General features: G+C 61.1%; 15 protein-coding genes. 5 read left to right on the forward strand and 10 right to left on the reverse strand.

From position 1 onward, the window contains the following. Positions 1-92: 92 nt before the first annotated feature. Together ilvA and MKZ91_RS23850 are read left to right on the forward strand one after the other, a co-directional pair. Positions 93-1,340 (forward strand): threonine ammonia-lyase, encoded by a 1,248-nt coding sequence (gene ilvA / locus MKZ91_RS23845; RefSeq protein ID WP_336173508.1) that lies wholly within the window; start codon positions 93-95, stop codon positions 1,338-1,340. Between the two features lie 177 nt (positions 1,341-1,517). Continuing rightward, positions 1,518-1,838: an HlyU family transcriptional regulator gene (locus MKZ91_RS23850; RefSeq protein ID WP_336173509.1), complete on the forward strand. Its 321-nt coding sequence runs from the start codon at positions 1,518-1,520 to the stop codon at positions 1,836-1,838. 162 nt (positions 1,839-2,000) lie between these two features. Here MKZ91_RS23850 and MKZ91_RS23855 read toward each other — a convergent pair whose 3' ends face one another. Then, positions 2,001-3,974, reverse strand: a complete 1,974-nt coding sequence (locus MKZ91_RS23855; protein ID WP_336173543.1) for a bifunctional 2',3'-cyclic-nucleotide 2'-phosphodiesterase/3'-nucleotidase — start codon at positions 3,972-3,974, stop codon at positions 2,001-2,003. 269 nt (positions 3,975-4,243) lie between these two features. Between MKZ91_RS23855 and MKZ91_RS23860 the strand changes: the two genes are divergently transcribed. Beyond that, a complete protein-coding gene (locus MKZ91_RS23860) occupies positions 4,244-5,491 on the forward strand; it encodes a GGDEF domain-containing protein (RefSeq protein ID WP_336173510.1) in 1,248 nt (415 codons plus the stop codon). A gap of 6 nt (positions 5,492-5,497) precedes the next feature. Here MKZ91_RS23860 and MKZ91_RS23865 read toward each other — a convergent pair whose 3' ends face one another. Next, on the reverse strand, positions 5,498-5,959 hold the full coding sequence (locus MKZ91_RS23865) for an Lrp/AsnC family transcriptional regulator (protein WP_336173511.1): 462 nt from the start codon (positions 5,957-5,959) through the stop codon (positions 5,498-5,500). Between the two features lie 157 nt (positions 5,960-6,116). On the opposite strand from MKZ91_RS23865, the gene ald reads away from it, so the two are divergent. Beyond that, positions 6,117-7,235 carry an alanine dehydrogenase gene (gene ald, locus MKZ91_RS23870; RefSeq protein ID WP_336173512.1) on the forward strand — a complete coding sequence of 373 codons (1,119 nt, stop codon included), beginning with the start codon at positions 6,117-6,119 and terminating at the stop codon, positions 7,233-7,235. A 49-nt stretch (positions 7,236-7,284) separates the two neighbouring features. Here ald and MKZ91_RS23875 read toward each other — a convergent pair whose 3' ends face one another. From MKZ91_RS23875 to MKZ91_RS23895, 5 genes are all read right to left on the reverse strand, one after another. Continuing rightward, positions 7,285-7,752, reverse strand: coding sequence for a DUF1203 domain-containing protein (locus tag MKZ91_RS23875; protein WP_336173513.1), 468 nt, complete (start codon positions 7,750-7,752; stop codon positions 7,285-7,287). A gap of 90 nt (positions 7,753-7,842) precedes the next feature. Next, on the reverse strand, positions 7,843-8,406 hold the full coding sequence (locus tag MKZ91_RS23880) for a GNAT family N-acetyltransferase (protein ID WP_336173514.1): 564 nt from the start codon (positions 8,404-8,406) through the stop codon (positions 7,843-7,845). A gap of 4 nt (positions 8,407-8,410) precedes the next feature. Further along, positions 8,411-9,265 carry a 3-mercaptopyruvate sulfurtransferase gene (sseA, locus tag MKZ91_RS23885; RefSeq protein ID WP_336173515.1) on the reverse strand — a complete coding sequence of 285 codons (855 nt, stop codon included), beginning with the start codon at positions 9,263-9,265 and terminating at the stop codon, positions 8,411-8,413. Positions 9,266-9,280: 15 nt separating this feature from the next. Further along, entirely contained in the window at positions 9,281-10,030 is a 750-nt protein-coding gene (locus tag MKZ91_RS23890; RefSeq protein ID WP_336173516.1) for an alanyl-tRNA editing protein, read from the reverse strand. A gap of 7 nt (positions 10,031-10,037) precedes the next feature. Beyond that, complete coding sequence (locus tag MKZ91_RS23895; RefSeq protein ID WP_336173517.1) at positions 10,038-11,078, reverse strand: cysteine synthase A; 1,041 nt, start codon at positions 11,076-11,078, stop codon at positions 10,038-10,040. A 307-nt stretch (positions 11,079-11,385) separates the two neighbouring features. On the opposite strand from MKZ91_RS23895, the gene MKZ91_RS23900 reads away from it, so the two are divergent. Beyond that, positions 11,386-12,225 (forward strand): SDR family NAD(P)-dependent oxidoreductase, encoded by an 840-nt coding sequence (locus MKZ91_RS23900; protein WP_336173518.1) that lies wholly within the window; start codon positions 11,386-11,388, stop codon positions 12,223-12,225. Here the strand turns inward: MKZ91_RS23900 and MKZ91_RS23905 are convergent. The 3 genes from MKZ91_RS23905 to MKZ91_RS23915 all read right to left on the reverse strand — a co-directional run bounded on the left by MKZ91_RS23905 (position 12,213) and on the right by MKZ91_RS23915 (position 14,246). Next, positions 12,213-12,539 (reverse strand): SMR family transporter, encoded by a 327-nt coding sequence (locus MKZ91_RS23905; protein WP_336173519.1) that lies wholly within the window; start codon positions 12,537-12,539, stop codon positions 12,213-12,215. The genes MKZ91_RS23900 and MKZ91_RS23905 overlap by 13 nt on opposite strands. Next, on the reverse strand, positions 12,526-12,897 hold the full coding sequence (locus tag MKZ91_RS23910; RefSeq protein ID WP_336173520.1) for an SMR family transporter: 372 nt from the start codon (positions 12,895-12,897) through the stop codon (positions 12,526-12,528). Before MKZ91_RS23910 ends, MKZ91_RS23905 begins: the two co-directional genes overlap by 14 nt. A 95-nt stretch (positions 12,898-12,992) precedes the next feature. Beyond that, positions 12,993-14,246 carry a cyclopropane-fatty-acyl-phospholipid synthase family protein gene (locus MKZ91_RS23915; RefSeq protein ID WP_336173521.1) on the reverse strand — a complete coding sequence of 418 codons (1,254 nt, stop codon included), beginning with the start codon at positions 14,244-14,246 and terminating at the stop codon, positions 12,993-12,995. Positions 14,247-14,328 lie beyond the last annotated feature (82 nt).

The following is a 14,328-nucleotide window of genomic DNA, read 5'->3' on the forward strand; positions in this document are numbered from 1 at the left end:
CGGCGGCTCGATTCGAGTCAAAGCGATGGCCTCAGGCGTTGCAATGTGCAATAGCCACTGCCATCGACCAACTCAACGGAAGACCGCACGCGATGAAGCAGGATGTTGAAACCGCAACCGAAGCCTTGCGGGAGATCTTCCCGCCGACGCCGCTGCAACTCAACGAGCACTTGAGCGCACGCTACGGCGCCAACATCTACCTCAAGCGCGAAGACCTGTCGCCCGTCCGCTCCTACAAGATCCGTGGCGCCTTCAACTTCTTCCGCAAGGCAATCGCGGCCGGTGCGGCGGGCAAGACTTTCGTTTGCGCCTCAGCCGGCAACCACGCTCAAGGCTTTGCCTTCGTTTGCCGCCATTTTGGCGTCCCGGGTGTGGTCTTCATGCCCGTGACCACGCCGCAGCAGAAGATCGACAAGACCCGGATGTTCGGTGGCGAATTCATCACCATCCGTCTCGTCGGCGACATTTTTGACCAATGCTATCAGGCGGCGCGCGATCATGTGGATGCGATCGGCGCTGTCATGGTGCCTCCCTTCGACCATGTGGATATCATCGAAGGACAGGCGACAGTTGCGGCCGAAATCGTCGAGCAACTGCCGGAAGGCGTTACGCCCGATCTGGTGGTGCTGCCCGTTGGTGGGGGCGGGCTTTCCGCCGGGGTCACCGGGTATCTCAAGGACATGATTGCCGCCGAGCACTTTGTCTTTTGTGAGCCTGCCGGCGCGCCATCGCTGCGCGAGAGCCTCGAGACCGGTAGTGTCGTGACGCTCGATCAGGTCGACAACTTCGTCGACGGCGCGGCCGTTGGCCGGATCGGCGATCTCAACTTTGCCGCACTTCGGCGTTTTTCCGCGGATCAGGTCATGCTGTTGTCTGAAGACGCGATTTGCCAGACGATCATCGACATGCTGAATGTCGAAGGTGTCGTGCTCGAGCCGGCCGGTGCGCTGTCGATCACCGCGCTCGAAGAATTGGGACCTGAAGCACTGGTTGGCAAGACAGTGGTCGCGGTCGTTTCCGGCGGCAATTTCGATTTCGAGCGTTTGCCCGACGTCAAGGAGCGGGCCATGCGGCACGCGGGCCTGAAGAAGTATTTCATCCTGCGCATGGCGCAGCGACCCGGTGCGCTACGCGATTTCCTCAATCTGCTTGGCGACGAGGACGATATCTCGCGCTTCGAGTACCTGAAGAAGTCGGCACGCAACTTCGGCTCCGTCCTGATCGGCATCGAGACCAAGCACGCTGAAAACTTCCCGGCGTTGAAGTCGCGGTTTGACGCTGCCGGATTGCGCTATCAGGATATCACCGAGAACGAGATCCTCTCGAACCTCGTGGTCTGAGGCGGCGCGCGACGCCGCGGTCTATAATCGCGACCTACAGCGCCGCGCGTCCTTTAAGACGCGCTAAGGACGCTGTGATACTTTAAAGCTGCATAATCTTACCCCTAAATCGATTCCGATCTAAGGAATTATGCAGTAGGCTTTGACAGCGCCGGTCGCCGCAGCTAGGTCTTGGTTATGGCATCGTTTTTCTCGAAATTGTTCGGCCGCTCCGGCTCTTCCGAAACCCAGGCACAGCCCGCTGCCGGCAAGAGCGAAGCCTATGCCGACTGCACCATCCGTGCGACGCCGATGCGCGAGGGGTCGCAGTTCCGCCTGGCCGGCAGCATTGAGAAGGCCTTGCCGGAAGGCGGAACCAAGGTCCGCAGCTTCATTCGCGCCGATCTCTTTACCTCCGAGCAGGACGCGATCGATTCCGCCCTGCGCAAGGGCCGTCAGATCATCGATCAGACCGGCCCCTCGCTGTTTGCCGACGACGCCCAGTCGCGCCAGGTGTGACAGTAGCCCGACCGTGGGCATTGCCTTGCGCATCGGTCCAATTTCAAACTTTTGCTGAAGCGACTTGTTTCGTTCTGTTGGCTGGCCAGCTTGGCGGGCCAATCGTTGAGCCAGCCCCCAGACCGGGCCGCCAGCTAGGCGGCCCGAACAGTACGCGCAAGCTTAAAGCTTGATACGGAAGCGGGCAAATCCCTCGGCAGCATCACCGGCATCTTCGACGGTGATACCCTTGACCTCAGCCAGGAACTGGCGGGCCTTCGGCCCGCTGTCAAACGTCACACTGGTGCCGGCAAGCGGCACGAATGTCCAGTTGGCATCGGCCGACGGATTGATCGTGCCCTGATCGATGATGTAGCGCACCACGACATCGCGATTGGTGTCGGGCGCCACGAACACCACCTTGTCGGCCGTGATGTCCGGGAAATTGCCGCCGCCACCGGCGCGGTAGTTGTTGGTAGCGACAACGAATTTCTGCGCTGGATCAATCGGTTGTCCGCTGAATTGCAAGTTCTTTATGCGGTTGGAGGCGGCGTTGATCGTATTGCCGTCCTTGTCGAACTTCGGCGGCTGGGAGAGGTCGATCTGGTAGGTGACCCCGTCGATGACGTCGAAATTGTAGGAGGGAAAACCGCCGTTGATCAGCGGCGCGTCGGCGGCGCCGGGCTCGACGTGATTGAAGATGCCGGCTGACATTTCGAGCCAGTTGCGCACCTGCTCGCCGGTGATCACAACCGCCTGAACCGTGTTCGGGTAGAGATAGAGATCGGCGACGTTCTTGATGGCGATATCGCCGGCCGGAACGTCGGTGTAGTAGTCCGCGCCACCGCGACCGCCAGCCTTGAAGGGCGCGGCCGCCGAGAGCACCGGCAGGTCGCGGTGCTCGGTATCCTTCAGCATGTCCTTGATGTACCAGGTCTGGGCTTGGCTGACGATCTGCACCGATGGATCGTCGGCGACCAGTGCGAAATAGGAATAAAGCGGTGCGCTCGTCTTGCCGACCGGCGTGCGGACATAGGCAAGTGTCGCCTCATGGTCCTTCTGCGCCGCTGCCAGAACCTGCGGCTTGTCGGCGACCTCGGCGATCACCTTCTTTTCCTCGCGACGATAGATCGGCCGCGCTTCACTGGTTGAGCTGACGACGCGCCAGGTGCCGCCTTCGCGCTCAAGCAGCAGGTCGATCAGGCCGAGATGCGAGCCCCAGAAGCCACCCATGACACCGGGCTTACCGGAAATCAGCCCCTTCTTGTTGTCGACGCCGGCAATCGCTTCGAACTTCTGTCCGGGAAAATCGAGGTGGCTGTGGCCGGTGACGATGGCATCGATGCCTTCGATTGCGGCAAGCGGCACCGAAGCGTTTTCGAGGTTCTCCGCATAGGCCTGCTGGCCGATGCCGGAGTGGGAAAGCGCGACGATGATATCCGCGCCTTCCTCGCGCATCTGCGGCACCCAGGCCTCTGCCGCCTTGACGATGTCGCGGGCATTGGCCTTGCCTTCGAGGTTCTTGGCATCCCATGTCATGATCTGCGGTGGCACGAAGCCGATCAGCCCGACGCGGATCTGATGCTCTTCACCGGAGCCGTCCTTCACCTTGCGGTCGAGAATGACATAGGGTTTCAAGAACAGCTCGTCCTGACGCGCATTGGCGGCAAGCGCGCCTTTGGTCAGGTTGGCACAGACGACAGGGAAGTTGGCGCCGTTCAGCACCTTGAACATGAAGTCCAGGCCATAGTTGAATTCGTGGTTGCCGAGCGTGCCGCAATCGTAGCCGAGCACATTCATGGCGGCGATGATGGGGTGGATGTCGCCGTCCTTCATGCCGCGCTGATAGGCGATATAGTCGCCCATCGGGTTGCCCTGCAGAAAGTCGCCGTTGTCGACGAGAACGGAGTTCGTCGCTTCCGCGCGAATGGCATCAATGATCGATGCTGTGCGCGCCAGGCCAACCGTGTCGTTCGGCTTGTCGCCATAATAGTCGTAAGGAAAGACGTGGACGTGCAGGTCCGTCGTTTCCATGATTCTCAGATGCGCCTGGTTGGCGCCCGCGCGGGCGGAAAACGGATGCAGCATGACAAGTGTCGAGGAGGCCGCGGCCCCCGCAAGCAGCGAGCGGCGCGTGAGGTGGAACGGGGATGTCATCGATGGCATGCAGTCCTCCATTTATCAAGAATGCCGGTCGTTTTAGACGGGCGAAGGTCGCTGTGGTCTGAAACCTGCAGGAGCCTGCAACCCGCAGTAAGGCGCGCCGGCAGGCAACCACGATGGGTTGGCCGGGACTATGCCGCAAAGGTTCGCGAACCGAAAGCAGCGGATTTTCGCATTTCGGGACGGCACCTGCCTGGCTGGGTAAAGTTTTCTTTAAAGTTCCTGGTTAACGGTGCTTTTGGAAACGAAAGCCTTTCAAGCACATGCCAAACGTCAACCTTCTTCTCTTCGTCGGCGAGGCCCTGGTCTATGTCACGGCGATGATCGGGCTCCTGCATCTTCGCGCCCGTCTGGGTCTAGGTGTCTTCGTCGCCGCGCTCGGCGTGATGCATTTCATCGAAACCTACCTTGCCGCCGTCTTCTATGTGCAATTGCCTTTCGGGGTGATCTCGCCCGGTTCAGCCGTTCTCTTCTCCGGCAAGCTGATGATGATCCTGCTGCTCTATGTGAAGGAGGATGCGGCAACCGTTCGCCAGCCGATCTACGGCCTGCTCGCCGGCAATTTTCTGACGGTGGCTCTCAGTCTGTTGCTGCGCCAGCACGATACCGTGGCAATCGTGGCCGAGCGCTCCGCCGATATTGCCTTCATCGATGAGATGGGATGGTTGATGGTCTGGGGGACGACGATCCTTTATCTGGATTCGCTGATGATCATCCTGCTCTACGAGCGCCTGGGGCGGTGGCTGAGGCGTTTCGTGACCGTCCGCTTCCTCATTTGCGGCATTGTCGTCTTGACCTTCGATCAGGCTGCCTTCTATCTGGCGCTTCGCTGGTGGAACGGAGCGCCGGCCGAGGTCTTCTGGGGCGGCTGGATGGCAAAGATGCTGGCCGCACCGTTCTACGCCATCGCCATAGGCATCTATCTCAACGCCTCGCGCCATCCGTTTCTGGCCATGTCGGATCGACCGCTCGGCGACATCTTCAATACGCTGACATTTCGCGAGCGCTACGAGGACCTGCTGTCCCGTTCCGGGCAGGATACGCTGACCGGTTCGCTCGACCGCAGCCGGTTCGAGATCGAAGCGCCGGAAATGCTGCGTACCGCGAGCGCCAGCGGCGCCCCCGTCAGCCTGATGATCATCGACGTCGATCATTTCAAGAGCGTCAACGATCGCTTCGGTCACCTGGAAGGTGACCGTGTGCTGCAGCAGTTGGTGGAGACCGTGAAGTCGAACCTGCGCCCGGTTGACCGGCTGTTTCGCTACGGCGGCGAGGAGTTCGTCATCCTTTGCCCTGCAATGGCGCATGAAGACGCGGTAAGGCGCGCTGATGAGATCCGGATCGCAGTCTTTGACCACGTCAAGACGGCCGACGGCAGCGCAGTGTCGGCCAGCATCGGCCTGTCGTCGGCGCCATTAGATGGAACGGCGATCGAGCCGCTGCTGTCGCATGCCGATCTCCGGCTTTACGCCGCCAAAGGACGCGGCCGCAATTGCGTCGTCGGCCGCTAGAGCTTTTCAGATGCCGACATTCGGCCGGTCGATGATCTCGCGCAATGAGAAGCTCGAGTTGATCTTGACGACGTGGGGCAGGGCCGACAGCCAGTCGCGGTGGATGCGCTCGTAGTCCTGCAGATCCTTGGCGGCCACTCTGAGGATGTAGTCGTATTCGCCCGACATCAGGTAGCAAACGAGCACGTTCGGACAGAGCTTTACGGCCGCCTCGAACTCGGCAAGCGTCTTGGCGAACTGGCCCGACAGCGAGATGTGCACGATGACCATGATCTGGTAGTCGAGCGCCTTATGGGCGATGCGGGCATGGTAGCCGGCGATCGTCCCGGATTTTTCCAGTATGTCGACCCGGCGCGAGCAGGCTGACGGCGAAAGCCCGACTTTCGCCGCGAGATCGGCATTCGAGACGCGCCCATTCTGCTGGAGAATGCGCAGAATCGCATGATCGATGGCATCGAGTTCGCTCATTCGTGGTTTCCCCTAAATTCCCTGCCTTCTGCGCAAGACTATTCGAAATCATTGCTCCGGCGATCATGTCTTTGCAAGGACATTCGGTTCACTGCGTGTTTTGCTGAATGCCTAGACATAAACGGCGAAACGCCTGAAACAGGAGAGGAACGCAAGCATGCGTGTCGGTTGCCCGAAGGAAATCAAAAACCATGAATATCGTGTCGGCCTGACGCCCGGCTCGGTGCGTGAATATGTTGCCCATGGCCACGAGGTGATCGTGGAAACCAAGGCCGGGGCGGGGATCGGTGCGGATGACGATGCCTACCGTGCCGCTGGCGCGAAAATTGTCGCGACGGCAAAGGACGTGTTCGAAAAGTCGGACATGATCGTCAAGGTCAAGGAGCCGCAACCCTCAGAGTGGGTGCAACTCCGCGACGGCCAAATTCTCTACACCTATCTGCATCTCGCGCCCGATCCGGAGCAGACCAAGGGCCTGCTGAATTCCGGTGTGACGGCGATCGCCTATGAGACCGTCACCGACGATCGTGGTGGATTGCCGCTCCTTGCGCCGATGTCGGAAGTGGCGGGTCGCCTGGCGATCCAGGCCGGCGCAACCTCGCTGCAGAAAGCCAATGGCGGCCGCGGCATCCTGCTCGGCGGCGTTCCGGGCGTGTTGCCGGCGAAGGTGACTGTCATCGGCGGCGGCGTCGTCGGTCTGCATGCCGCACGGATGGCGGCCGGTCTTGGCGCCGACGTCAGCATCCTCGATCGTTCGATCCCGCGCCTGCGCCAGCTCGACGATCTCTTCGCCGGCCGCGTTCATACGCGTTACTCGACCATCGATGCGCTGGAAGAGGAAGTCTTCTCCGCCGATCTCGTCATCGGCGCAGTGCTCATTCCGGGTGCGGCGGCTCCGAAGCTCGTCACCCGCGAGATGCTGACCGGCATGAAGAAGGGTGCCGTCGTCGTCGATGTCGCCATCGACCAGGGCGGCTGCTTCGAAACCTCGCATGCGACGACCCATTCCGACCCGACCTACGAAGTCGATGGCATCGTGCACTATTGTGTTGCCAACATGCCGGGTGCAGTACCGGTCACCTCCGCGCATGCGCTCAACAACGCCACGCTGCACTATGGTTTGCAACTTGCGGACAAGGGGCTGAAGGCGATCGCGGAAGACCGACACCTGCGTGCCGGCCTCAATGTCCATCGCGGCCGCGTCACCAACGCACCGGTCGCCGAAGCGCTCGGCTATGATGCCTTTGCGCCGGAATCGGTCCTGAGCGTCGCTTGACGCCATGATCGAAAATTCCGGCCCGGACGTCTTCCGGGCCGGCTTTGCATTAGGCCAGTTCGATCCGGCACTGGTAACAATTGTTCTTCGCCGAGCGCACGTGGACAGACACGACGTCGCTCCGCGCCAGCAACTCCGCCGCGCGTTCCTCGAGCTGCTCCTTGGGGACGACGCCTCCGGTCCCATAGACGATCCGCTCATTCGCCCCATAGCCGCGCAACAGGTAGCTTACGCTCGAGCTCAGGATCGGCGGACGCGCCTCGCCGGCATGTGCCGGGCATTCCTCGGCGTGCATGAAGACGGGGCCGGTCTCCGCATAGGGCTGCAGCGAGGAAAATGGCCGCAGCGCGAAGATTAGGTAGGGTTCGCCGGCGCCGACATTTTGAAGGCAGTGCCGGCAGGGAACGCCGTCTCCATCGGAAATCTGCCGTTCGGCCGCATTGCCATAGGCGTCCGGACCACCCTTGCGGATGCGTCGCGCTTCATCGTCGGACATTGGAACGTAACGCAGTGTCATCATGCATCTCCTTCATCGATGTCATCGTTCGATCAGGAGATTGCGCCGGTTACGGCCGTTCCGACACCCGGAACTTGCCGTGCCGCTGCGTCAGAGATTTTTCGCCATTGCCAGCAATTCGTCGTCGCTCAAGGGCTCGATCGTCGCCTCGCGGGTCGCAACCGGCGAGAAGCCGAACTGTTGATAGAGCTGCAGTGCGCGCGGGTGATCGAGATTGTTGGTCGTGACCTTCAGCTTGACAGGATTGAGTGCCCAGGCCGCAAACAGTGTCTGCAGCAGGAACCACTTGCCGAGGCCAAGGCCGAGTGCCTGCTCCATGAGGCCGAAATGCACGAGTTCGACAACATCGTCTTCGTCCTGGTGCAATTCGAAGAAGCCGGCCGGAGCGCCGTTCACATAGAGCACGGTCACGCTCGTCCGCTTGTCGCCGAGCACGGCTGCGAGCTCTTCGTCGCTCATCCGCAACCGCTCAGTCCAGTGCCAGCGCTTGCCAACGCGCAGATACAGGAAGCGGTAATAGCTCGGCGAAATGTCGGAAACGCGTAAGATTGCCGTCTGGATGTTGACCGGCATCGGCAGGCTCTGCTTGGGTGCAGCCGTCATTTCAAGTTCGGTGACATGCGCCGTCAGGGACGCGGGCTTCGGCGAGCGCATGATACTACTCTCGACCGGTTACGACGGTCGTTTCCGACCGGCTGCCCCATTCCGACCAGGAGCCGTCATAGAGCGTGTTGTCCGTGTGTCCGAGCGATTGCAGCGCCAGCGTGATGATGGCTGCCGTGACGCCCGAACCGCAGGTCGTGACCACAGGCTTGGTGAGGTCGACGCCGGCGTCGGCGAAGGTCTGGCGCAGGCCCGCGAGGTCCTTGAGCTTGCCGTTCTCCGAAAAGACGCCGGAAGGAAGGCTGTGGGCGCCAGGCATGTGGCCGGAACGCAGGCCAGCGCGCGGCTCCGGCTCTTCGCCATAAAAGCGGGCAGCACCCCGGGCATCGGCGATCTGGCTGGAACCGGCGGCAACGATCTCTTTCATGCGGTCGAGCGAGGTCACAGCCGCGGGGGTAAACGTTGGCGTGAAGGTGGCCGGTCGTGGCGAAGGCACCTCAGTGGTGACGGGGCGTCCCTCCCTGTTCCATCCGTCCATGCCGCCGTCGAGCACGTAGACATTCTTGGCGCCCATGATCCGCAGCTCCCACCAGACGCGCGGCGCAGTCATGATGCCGGGGCCGTCATAGACGACGATCGTGTCCTTTTCGCTGACGCCCAGCGCTCCAACCGCCGACGCGAAGGCATCGGGCGAGGGCAGGGTGTGGGGCAGGCCGCTCGTGTGATCGGCAATGGCATCCTGGTCGAAGAACACGGCGCCCGGGATATGCCCGGCATCGTATTCCGCCTTCGGGTTGCGGTTCTGTGCCGGCAGGTACCAGGAGGCGTCGAGGATACGGATCGACGGATCGCTGAGGCGTTCCTGCAGCCAATCGGCGGACACGACAAAGGTGCTTTTGTTGTTGGTCACAGTCGCAACTCCTACTCAGACTGATGCGCGATCTTCGGGCGAACCGAAGCGGATGCGGAAGCGGCGGTTTTCCTTACCCTTTTTCTCGATCTTGGCGATGTGGATGGCACCGACCTCCTGCGTTTCCGACACATGTGTGCCGCCGCAGGGCTGGCTGTCGATGGCGGAATTCTCGCCGATGCAGACAAGGCTGACGCGCCCGAGCCCGATCGGCGGACGCACATTCTTGGATTTGACGATGCCTGGGTTTGCCGCAAGCTCTTCGTCGGTAATCCACTGAACATAGACTGGGTGATTCTCTTCGACGAGTTTCATCAACGCCGACGTGACTTCATCCCTGTCGATGGTCTCGCTCATGTCGAAATCGACTCGGCTCTCGTCTTCACCGACAGAGGCGCCGGTGATCGGGAAGGGACAGACAACCGAGAGAAGGTGGCAGGCGGTATGCATGCGCATCAGTCGGTAGCGGCGCGGCCAGTCGATGTGCACGACGAGTTTCTCGCCGACTTCAGGTGCCGGCTGCCCTTCGGCCGGCACATGGATGATGATGTCCTTGGTTTCGCCGTGACGGGCGACGGCTATGTCGATTCGGCTGCCGTCGGCGCGCTCCAGAAAGCCCGTGTCGCCCGGCTGGCCGCCCGAGGTCGCGTAAAAGCAGGTCTGATCCAGTTCGATCCCGCCGTCTTCCAGGATGCCCGTCACGCTTGCTTCGCAGGTCGAAAGGTAGAAATCGTCACGAAAAAGGGCAGTCACGGGCCTGGTCATCGCATTCCTATCCAACTGATTCGTATGGCACTGCAATGTTTGAAGAGGTCTTCAACCAGGCCGGAACCGGCAGTCCCTTGGAGGCCAGGAAGTCCGGGTTGAAGAGCTTCGACTGATAGCGGTTACCATAGTCGCAGAGGATCGTCACGATCGTATGTCCCGGTCCGAGGTCGCGGGCCAGACGCACCGCACCGGCAATGTTGATGCCGGTCGAACCGCCGACGCAGATGCCCTCGCGCTCGATCAGGTCGAAGACGTAGGGAACGGCCTCCGAATCCGGGATCTGGTAGGAAAAGTCAGGGGTGAAACCTTCAAGGTTGGCGGTGATGCGGCCCTGGCCAATGCCTTCGGTGATCGAGCTTCCCTCGGACTTCAGTTCGCCACTGGTGTAGTAGCTGTAGAGTGCTGCACCCTGCGGGTCGGCAAGGCCGATCTTGACCGCCGGATTCTTCGCCTTCAGGCCCTGCGCTACGCCGGCAAGCGTTCCGCCGGAGCCGACCGCGCAGATGAAGCCATCGACCTTGCCGTCCGTGTCGCGCCAGATTTCCGGCGCGGTTGTCTCCACATGGGCGTCGCGGTTGGCGACATTGTCGAACTGATTCGCCCAGATGGCGCCATTCGGATCGGTTTTTGCCAACTGCTCGGCCAGACGACCGGAGATCTTCACGTAGTTGTTGGGGTTCTTATAGGGAACCGCCGGCACTTCGACGAGTTCGGCACCAAGCAGTCTGAGAGCGTCCTTCTTTTCCTGGCTCTGGGTTTCCGGGATGACGATCACGGTACGGTAGCCGAGTGCCTGGCCAACGAGGGCAAGGCCGATGCCAGTGTTGCCGGCCGTGCCTTCGACGATGACGCCGCCGGGCCGCAGCTGTCCCGTCCGCTCCGCATGGCGGATGATCGAAAGGGCGGCGCGATCCTTCACCGACTGTCCCGGGTTTAGAAACTCGGCCTTGCCGAGGATCGTGCAACCGGTCGCGTCTGACACGGATTTCAGCCGGATCAGGGGCGTGTTGCCGATCGCTTCAAGGACGGACGGGAGAATGGCCATTTGCAGAACCTCGGGTTTGAGGACAGATGCCGAGCAGGGCGGCACGTACCAGGTAATATTGATCGGCGGCCGGCAAATATCGACAACGATCTCGGACCGCCGAAATGTTGGCGTGTTTTCGGCTCAGCCTGCACTTCAGGCAAGAAATAGCGTTTCGCTGCCGCTCTGTCCCGAACAAAAATCGTCTCCGGCGACTGTGGGCTGAGTGGTTGGGAGCGTTGCTGAAGGAGAAGAGGCTCGGTTCTGGGGCAGGTCCCGTCCCAATGAGATGCGTGCGTGTTTCCCGGCGCGTGCCGAGGAGTATGAAATGAGTACACAGTCGATGAAGTCGCATCAACGCCTGGCCTGGGTGACAGGCGCAAGCTCGGGCGTGGGGCGAGCGCTCGCGCTGAAGCTGGTCCGCGAGGGCTACGAAGTTGTCGCGACCGCCAGAAGCCACGAGAAGCTGGTGGACCTCCAGCATGAGGCTGCAGGCGAGGGGCGGATTACCGTTCTCGATGGTGACGTGACCGATCCTCAGGACATGGAGCGGTTGATGGCGGCGGTCGAATACGACCACGGTCGCCTGTCGCTCGTTGTCCTCAATGCCGGTGTGGCAATACCGGTACGGGGAGACGACATTCACCGCGAAGCCTTCGACAAAAGTTTTGCCGTCAATGTTCAAGGCGTCGTCAATTGTCTGCTGCCGGCTGTGGCTCATATGAAGTCGCAGGGACATGGGCATATAGCGATTGTCTCATCCGTTGCCGGCTACGGCGGCATGCCGGGTAACGCCGCCTATGGCGCCACCAAGGCAGCCTTGATCAACATGGCGGAAAGCCTGAAGTTCGATCTCGACCGGATCGGCATCCGCTTGCAGCTCATCTGTCCGGGCTTTGTCGATACCCAGGGCGCAGCGCGAACCGGTTCTTCAAGGCCGGCACTCATCAGTGCCGAGGAGGCGGCCGAGCGTATCGTCGCTGGCCTGAAGTCCCGGCGCTTCGAGGTCACCTTCCCACGACGCGTGACCTGGCCGGCGAAGCTGTTGCGCCTGTTGCCCTATGGGCTCTATTTCGCACTGATCAAGCGGATGGCCGGCGGCAAGGTACCGGTCGCGACTGCGAAGAAGCATGTAGGCGCTGGCAGGCGGCCGCATCAGGCGGTGTGAAGCACCAGAACGGCGCCAAAGATAAGCGCCAGGCCGGCCCAGCCGATCGGCTTCAGTTTCTGGCCGAAGAGCAGTCGTCCTGCGATGGCCGTACCGAAGATCCCGGTCGCGCCGAGAACTGCGTAGGCGATGGCGAGTTCCATGCCCTTGATCGCTTCTGCCAGCAGCGCGAAGGCGGCAAGCACCAAGAGGATCGAGAGCACGCCCCAGCCGCGACGGGCAAAGCCGCTCGATTTCGTTGAAGCCAGATTGGCGGCGACATCGAGAATGCCGGCCATGACGGCAAAGGCAAAATAGAAATTAGGCTCGCTCATCGGCCGCTCCTTCCGGGGCGATTTCATCCTCGTCGCCGTGTTCGCCGGCATTGACCAGCAGGATGCCAAGGATCGCCATCGACAGTCCGAGCATTTCGCGCCCGGTCAGCACGTGGCCGAAGATGAACACGGACACCAGCGTGATGATCGCGACCCCGGACCCTTCCCAGATCGCATAGGCGACGCCGACCGAAATCGTCTTCACCGCCTTTGCCAGGAAGACGTAGGACAGTGCGATCGAGACATACATGACGATGTGCCCGAGATAGGAGCCGCTTCCGGAGGCGGCCTTCATCACGGTCAGGCCCACCACTTCGGTCGCGATGGCGAGCGCGAGGAAAAACCATGCAAGACGCATGAGGACCCTTCAAAGAGATTGGAATGAACCGTCTCTTAAGGGGTAAGCCCGGCTGGGTAAAGAGAGGCGGCTTCGTTCCCTTGGCCGCCGCTGCCCTATTCGAACACGATTTGGCGGACATCGATGTTGCGGGCGCGGAAGCCGGCTTCGCAATAGTAGAAATAGAACTCCCACAGCCGCTTGAAGCGCAAGTCGAAGCCGAGCGGCTCGATTCTGTTCCAGACCGACCAGAAGCGCTCGCGCCATTCGCCAAGCGTTCGGGCATAGTCGATGCCGAAGCCATAGTCGTTGATCATGCGCAGGCCGACGCTGCGGCCAAGCTCGATCAGATGTTCACGCGTCGGCAGCATGCCGCCGGGGAAGACATACTTCTGGATAAAGTCCGGATTTGAGCGGTACTCCTCATAGGCCTCGGGCTTGATCGTGATGATCTGCAGGCCCGCTTTCCCGCCCGGTTTCAGACAGTGCTTTAGCTGGGAGAAATAAGCCTTCCAGAATTGCTCACCGACGGCCTCGAACATTTCTATCGACACAATGCGGTCGTAGCGGCCGGTTTCTTCGCGGTAATCCTGGAATTTCAGTTCGACCCGGTCGGCAATGCCGGCGCGTTGCATACGTTCACGCGCGAAAGCGAGTTGTTCGCGGCTGATCGTCAACCCCGTTACCTTGCAGCCAATCTCGGTTGCCGCAAACTCGGCAAAGCCGCCCCAGCCGCAGCCGATTTCCAACACGTGGTCGCCGGCACGAAGGTTCGTCGCTTCGGCAAGCGCGCGGTACTTGGCCGTTTGCGCCGACCGCAGGTCGTTGGCGCCCGTCGAATAGAGCGCCGACGAATAGGTCATGCTCGGATCGAGCCATTGGCTGTAAAACGCATTGCCGAGATCGTAGTGGGCGGAAATGTTGCGGCGCGCGCCTGATTTGGTGTTGGCGTTGCGCCAATGCAGAAATTTCTCGACGAACCGCAGGAAGCCGCGCGCTCGATTTGGGAAATTGCGGCCGATTTCGGCGTTGATGAGGAAAAGCTCTAGAAAGGCGCCGACATCAGGGCTGTCCCAGTCGCCATCGATGTAGCTTTCTGCCGCACCGATCGTGCCGCCGGCGATCGCCCTTTGCGGCAGCTTCCAGTTGTTCAGGGTGAGGATGGCCCGAGGGCCGGGGCGTTTGCCCCTGATGATCAGTCGGCGGCCATTGGGTGCGGCCAGCATCAACGTGCCGGCTTCAAGCTGCGCCAGCGCTTTCAACACCATTCGCGCCTTTAGGGGAAAGCCTTGCAGCACGCTCGCGAGATTGTCGGTGGAGAGCTCTTCGGCGCTGTCGAATTCAGCAAAGTAGGCTTCCATCTCACGCATACACCATCCCCTCAGTTGTTGCATCCGTAACGAGAAAGGTAGCGGCAATCGCAGCCGACGCCAACCGGGATTTCTACCGATG

The organism is Ensifer sp. MJa1, assembly GCF_037026475.1.
Lineage (GTDB): Bacteria > Pseudomonadota > Alphaproteobacteria > Rhizobiales > Rhizobiaceae > Ensifer.